Genomic DNA, 15050 nt, shown 5'->3' on the forward strand with positions numbered 1-15050 from the left:
CACGAAGGCAAAAAAGTTAGAGGAAGAAATCCAGGCGGAAATAGATCGGGGCTTCACGCTCGGTGATGGCGTCCGGTCGCTCCAGCGAATGCGCAAAGGTCACGGTGGCGGCGACGTTGGGGCCGCGGGCAAACAACTCCAGCGCGTCACTGGTCATGCGCCCGTGCTGGTCCGGGTTGTAGCGCCCGTGGCTGATCACGCCCTGGTCATAGCCGAGGCTGCTGCCATACTCGGCAAACACGGTGTGCATCTAGTTCCAGGTCACCGGGCGGGTCCAGCGCAGGTCATTGCGCCAGTAACCGCCGCTGTCACCCGTGAGGGACTGGTCCTGATACCCACGAATCGACGACTGCCCGCCCAAGCTGGTGCGCTGGGGGCTGAATAGCACGTCTTCACTGTGTTGCCCGGTCATCAGGCTGGTGAAACTGAATGACTCGTCCCACAGCTTGAACGGCTGCAAATAGCTGAGGGTGGCGGTGTATTTGCGGTAGCGCGCGTCGGGCTGTCCGGCTTTGACGTCGCGATTGCTTTGCGCATCAAAGGCGCCGATGCCGTCCTGCATGCCCAGGTCGATGTTGAGAAAAGCACCGCCAATGCGCCGGCCATGGTTGATGCCGAATTGGGCTTCGCTGATGCGGTTGCTGCTCAGGGCCAGCTTGCTGTCTTCGATGTAGTTGTGGGTGCTGAGGTAGGACACGCCGGTGCTCAGCGAGGTTTTGCTCAGCGCGTCGCGGTAGATCACCCGCTCAAGGCGCAATTGATGGTTCTGGCTGTCGCCGCTTTGCTTAAAGCTGAAACCGTTGGCCTGGGCCTGGGAGCGGTACTCGCTTTCGCTGTAGCTGTAGTTGAGGTTCCACCAGCCGAACGGCAGGTTGTAATTGAGCATCGCGTTGCGCGAATTCTTGCGGGTATCACTGACCACATCGTGCCCGGCGCGCAGCGAGAGTTGGTCGGACAGCCCCAGCGGGTTGTCCCAGTCGAAACTGGTGCCGGCCTGCTGGCGACCGGTGCTGCGCTGGCCGTCGTTGCCGTAGGACACACCGGCGCGCCAGGGCTTTTGCGCGCTGTTCTTGACCAGCACGTCGCTGCCGCCCACCGCCTTGCCCGGCGCCAGCTCCATTTGTGCCTGGTTCGACGGCAAGCGATTGAGCTGGTCAACCATCTGCTCGATTTCCCGCAGGTTGAGCACATCACCGGGCTTGCCGGGAAACACCTGGGCCAGCTGGCGCTCGGAAAAGCCACTGCCCTCGGCGCCTTTCAAGCCTTCGAGGCGGCCCTCCACCACCTGCACGTTCAGGTTGCCACTGGACAGATCCTGTTGCGGCAAGTAGGCGCGGCTGGTCACCAGGCCTTTGTCGATGTAGCGCTCGGTGATGGTTTTAAGCAGCGCATTGAGCTGCGCCACGCCCAGGCATTGCCCGGTATAAGGCGCCAGTATCTGCGTGCGTTCGTTGGCGCCAAGCGCGTCTGCACCAGTGAGTTGGACGGTCTTGATCGGGAAGCAGCGATTATCCGCAGCCGCGTTGGGCGCGGTTGCCGGTGTGGCGCTACCGGGCAGGTCCTTGAGGCCGTCCAGGCGGCGGCGTTGTTCTTCGAGCAGGCGGTCCTGGCGGTCGCGGATCAGGTCGGTATCACCCGGGTTGGGCGCCGCCTGCAGCGTCATGGCCACCGCGAGACCTGCTAGTGCCAGCGCATAGCAACTCACTGTGAGGATTGAAACACGCATCGCCATTCCCTTGACTAAATGGCTTAGTGCCATCACTGGGCGGCGATACTATGGAAGCATTTTTTTGGCGTCAATTTGTCAAACATGAAATCTTTACAGAATGTTTCATGTTTGTATTCTGGCTAAAACAACGGCATTGGTTTATGAGGCGCGAATGGTTTTTGGGTGGTCCGTCGCCTGACTGTGAACCGAGGATCCGTAAGCCTGGCATGGGCCAAATGCTCAAACGTCACAATCTTCGACTCGTGCGCATGGTAATCTCGCGCCACCACGAATAGACATTGATCGTCACAAGACGATGACCAGAGCCAGGAAAGAACATGCCGAAAATCTCTCACTCAGCGCTACGCCGCAACTTCCGTGAATTGCTTGCAAAGAACATCTGCGTAGAAACCGCCTCCGTCTTCGACCCCATGTCGGCGCGTATCGCCGCCGACCTGGGCTTCGAAGTCGGCATCCTGGGTGGCTCGGTCGCATCGTTGCAGGTCCTGGCGGCACCCGATTTTGCCTTGATCACGCTGAGTGAGTTCGTTGAACAGGCCACCCGTATTGGCCGGGTCGCCCAGCTGCCGTTCATTGCCGACGCCGACCACGGTTACGGCAATGCGCTGAACGTGATGCGCACCGTTGAAGAGCTCGAGCGCGCTGGCGTTGCGGCACTGACGATTGAAGACACGCTGCTGCCGGCCCAGTTTGGGCGTAAATCCACCGACCTGATTTCCGTCGAGGAAGGCATCGGCAAAGTGAAGGCCGCCCTCGAAGCGCGGGTCGACCCTGAGCTGTCGATCATCGCCCGCACCAACGCCGGTGTATTGCCGACCGCAGACGTGATCGCGCGCACCAAGGCCTATGAGAAAGCCGGCGCCGATGGCATCTGCATGGTCGGCGTCAAAGACTTCGACCACCTTGAACAGATCGCCGAAAACCTCACGGTGCCGCTGATGCTGGTGACCTACGGCAACCCGCAGCTCAATGACAGCGAACGCCTGGCCAGCCTCGGCGTGCGCATTGTGGTGGCCGGGCATGGCGCTTACTTTGCCTCGATCAAAGCGACTTACGACAGCCTGCGCGCCCAGCGCAAACTGACCAGCAGCACCACGAACCTCAGCGCGACTGAACTGACGCATACCTACACGCTGCCGGAAAGCTACGTGGCCTGGGCCGAAGAGTTCATGGACGTAAAAGAGTAAGCGTCGGCCATTCGGCGGCCAGTTCCGACTGGCCGCCGACCTCAGTCAGTAATTGGCGCTGGGATTACCCACGTCCACATAGCCATTTTTCGGCGCAATGATCACATCCAATGGCGGCGGCGTGACGCCGAAGCCGTTGAGTTGATCGGTGAGCCCTTTGTACCAATCCTCCTGCTGTTTCTTGCGCGCATTGTCGGCCTTGATGTCGGCAATGATCGCGTAGATCAAGCCGCCGACGGCTGCAATCCCGCCCACCGCACCGGCCAGGGCGCCCGCCGCGCCACCAATGACCCCCGCCGCCTCCGCAACGCCTGCGGCCACCGTAGTAATGCGCGGCACCACGTAGGTCGCGACTTCCACCATACCGGCCACGGCCGACAAGCCATTGAGCCCGGCAAACGTGCCCTGGAAACCGGCTCCGACCTTATCGCCACTTTGTGCCGAGTTTTTCGCCGAAATTGCCCCGGTGACCAGCCCCAGCACGTTGCCCGCTACGCCGCCCAGGCTCTTGCCGACGTTCTCCACGTCTTTCACATACTTGGGTGCATCAAACTTGTAGGTGCCTTGTTGGGTGCGGTCGAACTGGTCCTGGACAAACTTGGCGCCGCCTTCCATAAACAGCCCGGCCGCCTGGAACGACTGCCCCACCGTTTGCGCGGTGCTGCCGCCCTTGCCACCGGCAATGCGCGTGCCGATGGCGCCCGCCAGCAACACACCGGACACGCCATGCATCACCCCGGCTTTGTAGGTGGCGCTGACTCCAGCGGGTAGCTTGCCGCCCCAGCTGCTTTGGACTTTCTTGATCGCGTCATCGAACTTGGCGCCGCCGCGCATGGCGTCTTCCACCGCACGAATGCCGCTGATGATGTCGGCGGTTTTGGGCGGTGCTTCGCCAGGCGCGGTGAACGCGGCGATGTTGTCGTTGATCACTTGCTCAAGGCGCGGGTCACTGGCGCCGGTCACGCCGAGGCCACGGTAGAAGTCGTCGATGGACTGGCCTTTAAGCAGGTCCTCGCGCCCGAGCTTGGCGGCGACGTCGTTGAAGCTCGAGCTGCCCGCCTGCACGGTCTTGTCGTCGAGCACCGCGTCGAATATGGCTTTGTTTACGCCGGATTGAATCACCGCCTTGTCTGCCGGTACGCCGCTGGCGATGAGGTCGTTGATTTGCTTGCCGGAGGTGATGTCGGCGTACTCGGCCTTGACCTTGTCCTTGATCGCCTGCGGGGCGTTTTCCAGGGTTTTCTTGTAGTCGGGTTGCTTGCCGAGCGCCTGGGCGTAGAAGTCCGGGTACTTGATAAAGCTCGACAACGCATCGGTGGTGCTGGCGCCCTTGACCGCAAAGGCGCTTTCCAGCGCATCGGTGCTCGATGACGCCTGCAGGCGGCGCTCCATCTCGGCTTTCAGGGCCGGGTCGGCGGCGACGGTTTTCTGCAGCTGTTCGGTGCCCTGGGTGTTGAGGAACTGCTGCACATCCGGGTCTTTGCTGAGCGTGTCGATGCGGCTCTGCATGTCCTTGATGAAATCTTCACGCTGCTGGCCCGGCGACTTGCCGTCACCCGACCACTCATTGGCGGCATCCGGCCCCTGGTGCGCGAACGCATCCGCACCGGCCTTGTAGTTGGCCAGGCCCGTGGACAATTGGATAATCGCCGCGGTTTTGTCCGCGCCGCTGGCGCTGCTGTGGCCGCCGGCAAAATAGTCGGCACCGACCTTGGAAGCGTCACCGCCGGCCGCCTTGACCGCGTCCTCGGTGGCCTTGGCGTTCAAGTCCTTGATCTGGTCGTCGGCGCTGTTGCCGTCCAGGCCTTTGAGGTTGTCGTAGCCGTATTTGCCGAAGTCCTGCAGGCGCCCCGCTTCCGTGCCGTGGCGGGCTTCGCCGTCCTTGGTGAAACCGTCGATGCGGCCATTGCCGACGTTGCCACCGTCAATGTGCTCGCCGGTTTCGTCGTAGTTTTCGACATAGTTGAGCACCTGCGCCGCACGCCAGGCGGCATCGGGGTCGTGCTCGAAATCGCCGACGCGCTCGCGCAGCTTGTCCTTGACCCCGCTCTGGTTGCCGAGGTTTTTCAGCAAGGGGTTGTCGTCGATGATTTGTTGGGCGCTGCGGGTATCGCCCAACGGGCGCCCTTCGCCGGGCAGTGGCAAATGATTGGACGGTGCATCGCCCTTGGGCGCGGCCTTGGGTGAAGTGACGGGTAGATCGCCTTTGAGGGTGTCCCAGCCGTATTTGCCGAAATCCTGCAGGCGCCCGGCTTCCGTGCCGTGGCGCGCATCCCCGCCTTTGGTAAACCCGTCGACCTTGCCGTTGCCGGCGTCGTTCAGCTCTGCGCGTTTAACCGTGGGTTTGCCGTTTTCGTCGAGCTTTTCGATGTGCTCCAGCACCCTGCTGGCGCGGTAGGCCGCTTCGGGGTCATGCTCGAAATCGCCCACGCGCTCACGCAGTTTGTCTTTCACGCCACTCTGGTTGCCCAGGTTTTTCAGCAGGGGGTTGTCGTCGATGATTTGCTGCGCGCTGCGAAAGTCGCCTTGGGGCCGTTTTGTATCAGGCCCGAGGCGGTTGTCGCCAGGCTGATTGTCTACCGCCCTGGACACCGCTTTGTTCCAGTTGGCGTTTTCGCCCGCTTTGGGTGTGCTGTCGACCGGGTTGACCTGCATGACCTGTCTCCTTGATGTGGCATGGGAGACGGGATTATTGGCGAGCAAGTGCAACAGTCTTGTTACAAGCAAATAATTGGGACGAGCAAAATCATATCGCCACTACTTAGTGGCAATTTAAAGGCTTACCTATTTATATACGTTTATTTAACTAGATCTAAAAAATCCGCCGCAGAGCCTGCGGCGGCAAACCAAAGGTTCTTGTCGAAGCAGAGCGGCTAAGACCCTGCCCACGCTACACCTGCGAAAAATTAAAAGAGGTGAAGTTTAATTAATCGAGTTTAATCCGCAACTGCGCTGCAGCCCGCGAAAAATATGCTAAAAATCAGCCTCGACAAGCTCGTCGAGCACAATAAAAACGGCATTACGCTCACTGAAAACCCTGCCAACAAAACTGCTGCGCCATTTCAACAATTGCGGTGTTTCTGTGCACGCGTTAATTATTCCGGGGAAGTAACAACATGATCAAACAGTGGAGCCTGTTAACACTGGCGGTGTGCGCCAGCGTCAGCCAAATGGCGTTGGCCGAGTCCGTCACCGACCAGGCCGATTCCAAAGGCTTTATCGAGGGCAGCAGCGTGACCGGGCTGTTGCGCAACTATTACTTCGATCGCGACCGTCAAAGCGGCAAGGCTGACAACCGCGACTGGACCCAAGGGGCGATGCTCAACTACGCCTCGGGCTTTACCCAGGGCACCATCGGTTTTGGCGTGGACGCCTACGCCTATGGCGCGATGAAGCTGGACGCCACCCACGCTGATGCCGGCACCGGTGACCTGCCGACCGACCGCCATGGCGACCCGGAAAACGGCTACGGCTCAGTCGGCGCGGCGGTGAAAATCAAGGTCTCCAAGACCGAGCTGAAATTCGGGGACATGCAGCCCACCGCCCCGGTCTTCGCCACCGGCGGCACGCGTATTCTGCCGCAGACCGCCACCGGCTTTGACTTGACCAGCAGCGAAATCGCCGACCTGGACCTGGAAGCCGGGCACTTCACCAGCACCAACAGCGGCATGACCAGCAACCACGACCACGATATCTACGCCACTTACGCCAACGTCGCGGCCAACAGTGCGAGTTTCATCGGCGGCAAATACACCTTCACGCCGTCACTGAGCGCGACCCTGTACGCCGGTGAACTGGAAGATATCTGGCGCCAGTACTACACCAACCTCAACTACGTGTTGCCGCTGGGCCATGACCAGTCACTGGCGCTGGATGGCAACCTGTACCGCACCCTCGACACCGGCAGCGCCAAGGCCGGGGCGATCAACAACACCACGTATTCGGTGGCGGCGGCCTACTCGTTCCTGGCGGCGCACACCTTGACGCTGTCGTTCCAGAAAGTGCATGGCGATACGCCGTTCGATTACATCGGCACCGGCAACAACGGCGCGGGCGAAGGCGGCGACTCGGTGTTGCTGGCCAACTCGATTCAGTGGGGCGACTTCAACGGCCCGGGCGAACAGTCCTGGGGCATCCGCTATGACCTCAACATGGCCAGCTATGGGGTGCCGGGCTTGAGTTTCATGACCCGCTACGTCAACGGCTCGGACATCAACGGCACCCACACCCCGGCCAACAGCGCCTATGTTGGCGATTACGGTGCCGATGGCGACCACCACGAGACCGATGTGGAAGCCAAATACGTGTTGCAAAGCGGCCCGGCGAAAAACCTGTCGCTGCGCGTGCGTGATGCGATGGTGTCGTCGAACGCCGACCAGCGCGATGGCAAGTTGAACGAGCTGCGGCTGATCGTCGACTACCCGTTCACCCTGCTGTAATCACGCCGGGTTCAGCCGTTGGCGCATGCCTGCGCTGGCGGCTGGACCGGCCTGCACCACGCACTCGTCCAACGCCACCAAGGCGCCTGCGGCGGTGGCCATCATCGGCTGCACCGGCAGACCCGTCTCGCGCTCTACCACCTCGACACTGGTGCCCTCTTCGGCGTAATGCCGATTGCCCCACGCCACCAACGCCATCAGCACCATGCGAAAGTCCTCGCCCTTGGGCGTCGGCACGTATTCGTAGCGTGGCGGCCGCTCACTGTAGGCGCGGCGTTCGAGCATCCCGGCCTCGACCAGGCCATTCAAACGACGCGTCAACATGTTCGGCGCAATGCCCAGGCTGCGCGAGAACTCATCGAAGCGGCGCAGGCCATGCAAGGCGTCGCGCATGATCAACATGCTCCACCACTCGCCTACGCGCTCAAGGCTACGGGCGATGGGGCATTCGTCGCTGACAAGGGACTTACGTTGCATGGCGGTTCCTGTGTGGCAGTACAAAGTTATGTGACGCCATGTTACTTTCATCATGATAGTGACGTCCACAGCTGTGTATCCCTCAAGCAACCGGAGTCGATTGATCATGAGTAAACGTATCGTCGTGACAGGCATGGGCGCGTTGACGCCGCTGGGTGCCAGCGTGGAATCCACCTGGCAACGCCTGTTGAACGGGCAGTCGGGGATCCGCCGCCTGCCGGAAGAGTTGATCGGTGACCTGGCGGTAAGCATCGGCGGCCAGGTGCAAAGCCTGCTGCAAGACCCTGAAGCCGGTTTTGATCCTGATCGCCTGCTGGCCGCCAAGGAACAGCGCAAAATGGACCGCTTCATTCTGTTCGCCCTGGCGGCGGCGGATGAAGCCTTGAAGCAAGCCGGCTGGGCGCCGAAAACGCCGGAAGAACAGGAACGCACCGCGACCATCATTGCCTCCGGCGTCGGCGGTTTCCCGGCGATTGCCGATGCCGTGCGCACCACCGACAGCAAAGGCCCGCGCCGCCTGTCGCCGTTCACTATTCCTTCGTTCCTGAGCAACATGGCCGCCGGGCATGTGTCGATCAATTACGGCTTGAAAGGCCCGCTGGGCGCACCGGTAACGGCCTGCGCGGCGGGCGTGCAAGCGATTGGCGACGCGGCGCGGATGATCCGTGCCGGTGAAGTCGATGTGGCGGTGTGTGGCGGTGCGGAAGCGGCGATTCATCGGGTCAGCCTGGCGGGTTTTGCGGCGGCGCGCGCGTTGTCCAGTGACTTCAATGACACGCCTGAGCGTGCCTCGCGGCCTTTCGATCAGGCACGTGACGGCTTCGTGATGGGCGAAGGTGCCGGCATCCTGGTCATCGAAGAACTCGAACACGCGCTGGCACGCGGCGCTCAGCCGATCGCCGAACTGGTCGGTTATGGCACCAGTGCCGACGCCTACCACATGACCGCCGGGCCGGAAGACGGTGATGGCGCGCGTCGGGCCATGACCCAGGCGTTCCGCCAGGCGGGCATCGAGGCGTCCCAGGTGCAGTATTTGAATGCGCATGCGACGTCGACACCCGTGGGCGACAAAGGCGAACTGGCCGCCATCAAGACGGTATTCGGCGCCAGTGGCCACCCAGCCATCAGCTCGACCAAATCCGCCACCGGCCATTTGCTCGGCGCGGCAGGCGGCATCGAAGCGATTTTCACCGTGCTCGCCCTGCGCGATCAGGTCGCCCCGGTGACGCTGAACCTGGAAAACCCGGACGCCCTCGCCGACGGCCTGGACATGCTGCGCGGCGCGGCGCGGCATATGCCGATTGAATATGCGCTGTCCAACGGCTTCGGCTTTGGCGGCGTGAATGCCAGCGTGCTGTTCCGCCGCTGGGCATAACCCCCGGTTTGCCCCTGCCGTGATTTTCGGGGACCATGTGCGCCTTCTGTTTAAGCCAACAAGAGGCGCCCATGGCCAACCACGACCTGTCCTACACCCCCGACCCGGATGCCGATTCGATTTCCTCCGACGTGATCGGCTTCAACGGCATCCTGGTCTCCACGCAAATCCCAACGCGCGCCGACGGCAGCCTGGAACTGGGCGACATCACCCTGCAAAGCGAATGCACCCTGCAAGCGCTGAAAGTCGCGCTGGAAAAAGCCGGCAGCTCCATGGACCGGGTGATGCACCTGACCATCTACCTCACTGACATGGCTGATCGCGCGGCATTCAACGAAGTCTACAAGCGCTTTTTCGCCAAGCCATGGCCGGTTCGTGCTGCTGTAGGCGTGGCTGCATTGGCGGTAGAAGGCATGCGCGTGGAAGTCACCGCGATGGCCGCCCAGGCCTAAGTTATCACCCGCAATAGATATCCAATGTGGGAGCTGGCTTGCCTGCGATTGCATCACCTCGGTGTGCCAGATGTACCGAGTTGCCGGCATCGCAGGCAAGCCAGCTCCCACATGACGCCCTGTGGTAGATGCCGCTCGGGCATTTCACGGCTACAATGCGCGCCTCGACCGTGACAAGCCTGACTAAAAAAACTATGTCCTTGCCCAAGCATCACCTTGAATTGCTCAGCCCTGCCCGCGATGTCGCCATTGCGCGCGAGGCGATCTTGCATGGCGCCGACGCCATCTACATCGGTGGCCCGAGCTTCGGCGCCCGCCACAATGCGTGCAACGAGGTGAGCGATATCGCTCAACTGGTCGAATTCGCCCGCCGTTACCACGCCCGCGTGTTCACCACTATCAACACCATCCTGCACGACAACGAGCTGGAACCTGCGCGCAAGCTGATCCATCAGCTGTACGACGCCGGTGTCGACGCCTTGATCGTGCAAGACCTGGGCGTGATGGAGCTGGATATTCCGCCCATCGAGCTGCACGCCAGCACCCAGACCGACATTCGCACCCTGGGCCGTGCCAAGTTTCTCGACCAGGCCGGTTTCTCGCAGTTGGTCCTGGCTCGTGAGCTGAACCTGCAGGAAATCCGCGCCATCGCCGACGAAACCGATGCCGCCATCGAGTTCTTTATCCACGGCGCCCTGTGCGTGGCGTTCTCCGGGCAGTGCAATATTTCCCACGCGCAGAATGGCCGCAGTGCCAACCGTGGCGACTGCTCCCAGGCCTGCCGCCTGCCGTACACCTTGAAAGATGACCAGGGCCGCGTCGTGGCCTTTGAAAAGCACCTGCTGTCGATGAAAGACAACAACCAGAGCGCCAACATACGCGCCCTGGTCGAGGCCGGTGTGCGCTCGTTCAAGATCGAAGGCCGCTACAAGGACATGGGCTATGTGAAAAACATCACCGCCTATTACCGCCAACGCCTCGACGACGTCCTCGAAGACCGCCCCGATCTGGCTCGCGCGTCCAGCGGCCGTACCGCGCATTTCTTCCTGCCCGACCCGGAAAAAACCTTCCACCGTGGCAGCACTGACTACTTCGTCACCGACCGCAAGATCGACATCGGCGCGTTCGACACGCCCACCTTCACCGGCCTGCCGGTGGGCAGGGTGGAAAAAGCCGGCAAGCGCGACTTGCAGGTGGTCACTCACGAGCCGCTGTCCAACGGCGACGGCCTGAATGTGCTGGTCAAGCGCGAAGTCGTGGGTTTCCGCGCCAACATCGCCGAACCCAAAGGCGAGTTCGAAGAAGACGGAGAGAAGCGCTACCGCTACCGCGTCGAGCCGAATGAAATGCCGGCCGGTCTGCACCAGTTGCGCCCGAACCATCCGCTGAACCGCAACCTCGACCATAACTGGCAACAGGCGCTGCTCAAGACCTCGGCCGAGCGCCGTATTGGCTTGGCATGGGTCGCACGCTTGCGTGAAGACCAACTGGAAGTGACCGCGACCAGCGAAGAAGGCATCAGCGCCAGCATCACCCTGCCCGGCCCGTTTGGCGTGGCCAACAAGCCGGAACAGGCGCTGGACACCCTGCGCGACCTGCTCGGTCAACTCGGCACCACCGAGTACCACGCGACGAATATCGAGCTGGACGCGCCACAGGCGTTTTTCATCCCCAACTCGCAGCTCAAGGCCCTGCGCCGCGAAGTGATCGAGGCGCTGACCGCCGCACGCGTCGCGGCTCACCCGCGTGGCGGGCGCAAGGCCGAGACGTCGCCGCCACCGGTTTACCCGGAAGCGCATTTGTCGTTCCTGGCCAACGTCTACAACCAGAAAGCCCGTGATTTTTACTACCGTCACGGTGTGAAGTTGATCGACGCGGCCTTCGAAGCCCACGAAGAAACCGGCGAAGTGCCGGTGATGATCACCAAGCACTGCCTGCGGTTCTCGTTCAACCTGTGCCCTAAACAGGCCAAGGGTGTGACGGGCGTCAAGACCAAGGTAGCGCCGATGCAACTGATCCACGGCGATGAAGTGCTGACGCTGAAGTTCGACTGCAAGCCGTGCGAGATGCACGTGGTGGGCAAGATCAAGGGGCACATCCTGGGCTTGCCGCAACCAGGCAGCGGCGTGGGTCATTTCGACCCGGAAAGTATCATCTTTCAGGGCACGCACTAGCCCTTGGGAAGCGGGGCCACCACCAGCCCCGCTGCAACCCGGCAGCCGCCAACAAAATCGCCGCAACCCCCAGCCATTGCAGCCAGCCCAGGCGATGCCCGAAGGCAATCCAGTCGACAAAAATCGCCGCAATCGGGTAGATAAACGACAGCGCGCCGGTTATGGCAGTCGGCAGTTTCTGGATCGCCCCGTACAACAGCACATACATCAGGCCGGTGTGCACCACGCCTAACGTGACCAATGCCGCCCAGGCATTGGTTGCGTTGGGCAAGCTGTTCCAGGGCACTAACGGCGCCAGCAACAGTGCGCCGGTGGTCACCTGGATCAGCGCCATCAAGTGCGGCGGCACTTCCTTCAGACGCTTGATAATCAACGCCGCAATCGCATACAAAAACGCCGCGCCCAAGGCCAGCGCGATACCCGCCAGGTAATCACCCCCACCGCTTTGCTGTTCGCCATGGGCAGTCACAATCGCCAGCATGCCGAGAAACGCCACACTCAACCACGCGAGTTTCTGCACGGTGATCTTCTCACCGAGAAACAGCGCCGCCAGCAGCACCAACATAAACGGCTGCACGTTGTACACCGCCGTACTGATCGCGATGGACGCGCGTGAATAGGATTCGAACAACAGCAACCAGTTACCGACGATGGCCACGCCGCTGAGCATCGCCAGGCCGAGCTTGGCCCAGGTCAGCAGCTCCAGCCGCAGGTAACCCAGCAACGCGCACACCAGCAACAGCGTCAGCGCGCCGATCACGCAGCGCCAGAACACCACTTCGATCACCGACACGCCCGACACCAGCACAAACCAGCCGATGGTGCCCGAAATCAACATGGCGGCGACCATTTCCCACGACCCGCGACGGATAGATGTGTCCACGATGCAAGCTCCTCAAGTGAGGCTCAATTATGGCAATCTGCAGGTCAGCGGCTCCAGCGACTAAAATAGGCAAAAATCCTCATTCACCTTTTCTTATTAGGCGGGCAGCATGATTGACACTATCGACCAGCAACTGATCGCGGCCTTGATGGACGATTCGCGCCTGTCGCTCAAGGCCCTCGCGGGCATTACCGGGCTGTCGTCGCCCAGCGTCGGCGAACGCCTGCGTCGCCTGGAAGAGCGCGGCGTGCTGACCCACTACACCGTCGACATCGACCCCAAACACTTTGGCTACCTGCTGCAAGCCATCGTGCGCATCCGCCCGTTGCCGGGCAAGTTGCAGGAGGTGGAGCGCCTGATCCAGGCGATTCCCGAGTTCACCGAATGCGACAAGGTCACGGGCGAAGACTGCTTTATCGCGCGCCTGCATGTGCGCACCATGGACCACCTCGACGCCCTGCTCGACCGGATCACGGCCAGCGCCGAAACCAACACCGCCATCGTCAAGAAAACCCCGGTCAAACGGCGTTTGCCGCCGCTGGCTGATTCGTGATTTTGCGTCACTAACGCAGTGACGCAATCGCTATTCTGTCATCGCTGGGCGGTCTTTATGCTGGGCTCCACTCATTGGAACCCACAGGTGTAAAGCGCATGTACGTTATTACTGGCATCACAGGCAAAGTCGGCGGCGCCTTGGCGCGCAATCTCCTCAACGCAGGTCTTCCCGTTCGCGCCGTTATTCGCGACGCCGGCAAAGCGGCTTATTGGGCGGATCAGGGCTGCGAAATCGCGTTTGCCGCGATGGAAGATGCCCAAGCGCTGACGGAAGCATTCAAGGGCGCAACCGGCGTCTTCATCCTGCCGCCGCCGGGCTTCGATCCACTGCCTGGTTTTCCGGAAGCGCGCACCGTAATTGCAGCCGTTAGCCAGGCCCTCAAGGCTGCCGCGCCGGAAAAAGTCTTGTGCCTGTCGACCATCGGCGCGCAGGCCACAGAACTTAACCTGCTGACCCAGCGCACATTGATGGAACAGGCGTTGAGCGCCCTGGACATCCCCGTGACCTTCCTGCGCCCTGGCTGGTTTATGGAAAACGCTGCGTACGATGTCACCACCGCACGTGACACCGGCGTGATCCATAGCTTCCTGCAACCGCTCGACAAGCGCGTACCCATGGTTGCCACCGCCGACATCGGCACACTCGCCGCGCAGTTGCTGCAACAAGACTGGGCCGGCCACCGCGTGGTCGAGTTGGAAAGCCAGTGGGTCAGCCCGAATGACATCGCCCAAACCCTGACCCACCTGCTTGGCCGCGAGGTACACGCCGAAGTGGTTGAGCGCGATACCTGGGAAGCATTGCTGCGCGGCCAGGGCGCACAAAACCCATTGCCGCGCATGCGTATGGTCGATGGATTCAACGAAGGCTGGATCTGTTTCGAGCATGAACAGGTGCTGAAGGGAACCACCTCGCTGGAAAGCGTGCTGCGCACCCTGGTCGGGTAACTCGCGGGAGCAGGCCTGATGTGGTAAGCGGGCTTCCTGTGGCGAGCGGGGCTGTCGTGGCGAGCGGGCTTGTTGTGGCGAGCGGGCTTGCCCCGCGTTGGGGCGCGAAGCGGCCCCGAAACCTGGCGACTCAAATCATCCGGGAAAACGCGGTGGCTGGTTTGGGGCTGCTGCGCAGCCCAACGCGGGGCAAGCCCGCTCGCCACGACAGGCCCCATTCTCTACAACAGGCACCGCTCTCTACAACAGGGCTGCTCTAGACAACAGGCCCACTGGAAATATGGAGACACCGAACTCAACACGGCCAATCCACCGGCGCTGCTAGCGTCATAGCTTCTTATCCATGCAAGGAGCAACGGATTGTCTCGTCAGCCAAACTCTCACCGGTTACGCCGTGGTCGCTACTCAGAACCAGGGCGCGCTTATCTGGTTACCGCCGTGGTGCATCAGCGCCAACCCTTGTTCAACCGTTTTGAACTGGGGCGGTTATTGGTAGCCGAATTCAAACGAACCCACGACGCGGGTCAAGTCAATTCACTGGCGTGGGTCATCATGCCGGATCACTTCCATTGGCTGTTCGATCTGCATAACTCGACCCTGCCCGATGTAATGCGACAGACCAAGTCGCGCAGTACGCTAAGCATCAATCGAGCCCGAGGCAGCCGGGAGCGATTCTGGCAGCGCGGCTATCACGACCGTGCGGTGCGGGCCGATGAAGACTTGCGAAAAATGGCGCGCTACGTGATCGCCAACCCTCTGCGGGCGGGGCTGGTCGAGCAGATTGGGGATTATCCGTTGTGGGATGCTGCCTGGCTGTGAGTCCGGAGCTTACTG

At 61.5% G+C, this 15050-nt stretch carries 11 protein-coding genes and 1 pseudogene; 8 read left to right on the plus strand and 4 right to left on the minus strand.

What is annotated here, in order from left to right:
- Positions 1 to 16 precede the first annotated feature (16 nt).
- Positions 17 to 1663: pseudogene (locus L8I05_RS06805) on the minus strand (ShlB/FhaC/HecB family hemolysin secretion/activation protein).
- 383 nt (positions 1664 to 2046) lie between these two features.
- Between L8I05_RS06805 and L8I05_RS06810 the strand changes: the two are divergent.
- Complete coding sequence (locus L8I05_RS06810) at positions 2047 to 2916, plus strand: oxaloacetate decarboxylase (RefSeq protein ID WP_197628188.1); 870 nt, start codon at positions 2047 to 2049, stop codon at positions 2914 to 2916.
- 45 nt (positions 2917 to 2961) lie between these two features.
- Here the strand turns inward: L8I05_RS06810 and L8I05_RS06815 are convergent, their stop codons facing one another.
- On the minus strand, positions 2962 to 5571 hold the full coding sequence (locus L8I05_RS06815) for a hypothetical protein (protein WP_242167731.1): 2610 nt from the start codon (positions 5569 to 5571) through the stop codon (positions 2962 to 2964).
- 461 nt (positions 5572 to 6032) lie between these two features.
- On the opposite strand from L8I05_RS06815, the gene L8I05_RS06820 reads away from it, so the two are divergent.
- Positions 6033 to 7355 carry an OprD family porin gene (locus tag L8I05_RS06820; protein ID WP_242167733.1) on the plus strand — a complete coding sequence of 441 codons (1323 nt, stop codon included), beginning with the start codon at positions 6033 to 6035 and terminating at the stop codon, positions 7353 to 7355.
- Here L8I05_RS06820 and L8I05_RS06825 read toward each other — a convergent pair whose 3' ends face one another.
- The gene (locus L8I05_RS06825) at positions 7356 to 7832 is read right to left on the minus strand and encodes a helix-turn-helix domain-containing protein (RefSeq protein ID WP_159956490.1); all 477 of its coding nucleotides are present in this window, start codon (positions 7830 to 7832) and stop codon (positions 7356 to 7358) included. It abuts the gene before it with no gap.
- 106 nt (positions 7833 to 7938) lie between these two features.
- Between L8I05_RS06825 and fabF the strand changes: the two genes are divergently transcribed.
- The 3 genes from fabF to L8I05_RS06840 all read left to right on the plus strand — a co-directional run bounded on the left by fabF (position 7939) and on the right by L8I05_RS06840 (position 11833).
- Positions 7939 to 9207, plus strand: a complete 1269-nt coding sequence (fabF, locus tag L8I05_RS06830) for a beta-ketoacyl-ACP synthase II (protein ID WP_242167735.1) — start codon at positions 7939 to 7941, stop codon at positions 9205 to 9207.
- Between the two features lie 71 nt (positions 9208 to 9278).
- The gene (locus tag L8I05_RS06835; protein ID WP_242167737.1) at positions 9279 to 9659 is read left to right on the plus strand and encodes a RidA family protein; all 381 of its coding nucleotides are present in this window, start codon (positions 9279 to 9281) and stop codon (positions 9657 to 9659) included.
- A gap of 194 nt (positions 9660 to 9853) precedes the next feature.
- Positions 9854 to 11833 carry a U32 family peptidase gene (locus L8I05_RS06840; protein ID WP_242167739.1) on the plus strand — a complete coding sequence of 660 codons (1980 nt, stop codon included), beginning with the start codon at positions 9854 to 9856 and terminating at the stop codon, positions 11831 to 11833.
- Here the strand turns inward: L8I05_RS06840 and L8I05_RS06845 are convergent.
- Positions 11811 to 12716, minus strand: coding sequence for a DMT family transporter (locus tag L8I05_RS06845; protein ID WP_242167741.1), 906 nt, complete (start codon positions 12714 to 12716; stop codon positions 11811 to 11813). The two genes, L8I05_RS06840 and L8I05_RS06845, sit on opposite strands and share 23 nt — an antisense overlap.
- Positions 12717 to 12825: 109 nt before the next feature.
- On the opposite strand from L8I05_RS06845, the gene L8I05_RS06850 reads away from it, so the two are divergent.
- The 3 genes from L8I05_RS06850 to L8I05_RS06860 all read left to right on the plus strand — a co-directional run bounded on the left by L8I05_RS06850 (position 12826) and on the right by L8I05_RS06860 (position 15035).
- Positions 12826 to 13269 carry an Lrp/AsnC family transcriptional regulator gene (locus L8I05_RS06850; RefSeq protein ID WP_242167743.1) on the plus strand — a complete coding sequence of 148 codons (444 nt, stop codon included), beginning with the start codon at positions 12826 to 12828 and terminating at the stop codon, positions 13267 to 13269.
- A gap of 98 nt (positions 13270 to 13367) precedes the next feature.
- On the plus strand, positions 13368 to 14216 hold the full coding sequence (locus L8I05_RS06855) for an NmrA family NAD(P)-binding protein (protein WP_242167745.1): 849 nt from the start codon (positions 13368 to 13370) through the stop codon (positions 14214 to 14216).
- Positions 14217 to 14576: 360 nt separating this feature from the next.
- Positions 14577 to 15035, plus strand: coding sequence for a transposase (locus L8I05_RS06860; RefSeq protein WP_242167747.1), 459 nt, complete (start codon positions 14577 to 14579; stop codon positions 15033 to 15035).
- Positions 15036 to 15050: the final 15 nt, after the last annotated feature.

This window comes from Pseudomonas sp. MONT-RG-20F-20-E-7-02 (assembly GCF_022662395.1).
In the GTDB taxonomy this organism is placed as follows: domain Bacteria; phylum Pseudomonadota; class Gammaproteobacteria; order Pseudomonadales; family Pseudomonadaceae; genus Aquipseudomonas.

What these genes read in the sequence shown, in the direction of transcription:
- fabF (WP_242167735.1), top strand. Translation starts at nt 7,939, where the DNA reads ATGAGTAAACGTATCGTCGTGACAGGCATGGGCGCGTTGACGCCGCTG.
- L8I05_RS06850 (WP_242167743.1), top strand. Translation starts at nt 12,826, where the DNA reads ATGATTGACACTATCGACCAGCAACTGATCGCGGCCTTGATGGACGAT.
- L8I05_RS06825 (WP_159956490.1), bottom strand. Translation starts at nt 7,832, where the DNA reads ATGCAACGTAAGTCCCTTGTCAGCGACGAATGCCCCATCGCCCGTAGC.
- L8I05_RS06855 (WP_242167745.1), top strand. Translation starts at nt 13,368, where the DNA reads ATGTACGTTATTACTGGCATCACAGGCAAAGTCGGCGGCGCCTTGGCG.
- L8I05_RS06840 (WP_242167739.1), top strand. Translation starts at nt 9,854, where the DNA reads ATGTCCTTGCCCAAGCATCACCTTGAATTGCTCAGCCCTGCCCGCGAT.
- L8I05_RS06810 (WP_197628188.1), top strand. Translation starts at nt 2,047, where the DNA reads ATGCCGAAAATCTCTCACTCAGCGCTACGCCGCAACTTCCGTGAATTG.
- L8I05_RS06820 (WP_242167733.1), top strand. Translation starts at nt 6,033, where the DNA reads ATGATCAAACAGTGGAGCCTGTTAACACTGGCGGTGTGCGCCAGCGTC.
- L8I05_RS06835 (WP_242167737.1), top strand. Translation starts at nt 9,279, where the DNA reads ATGGCCAACCACGACCTGTCCTACACCCCCGACCCGGATGCCGATTCG.
- L8I05_RS06815 (WP_242167731.1), bottom strand. Translation starts at nt 5,571, where the DNA reads ATGCAGGTCAACCCGGTCGACAGCACACCCAAAGCGGGCGAAAACGCC.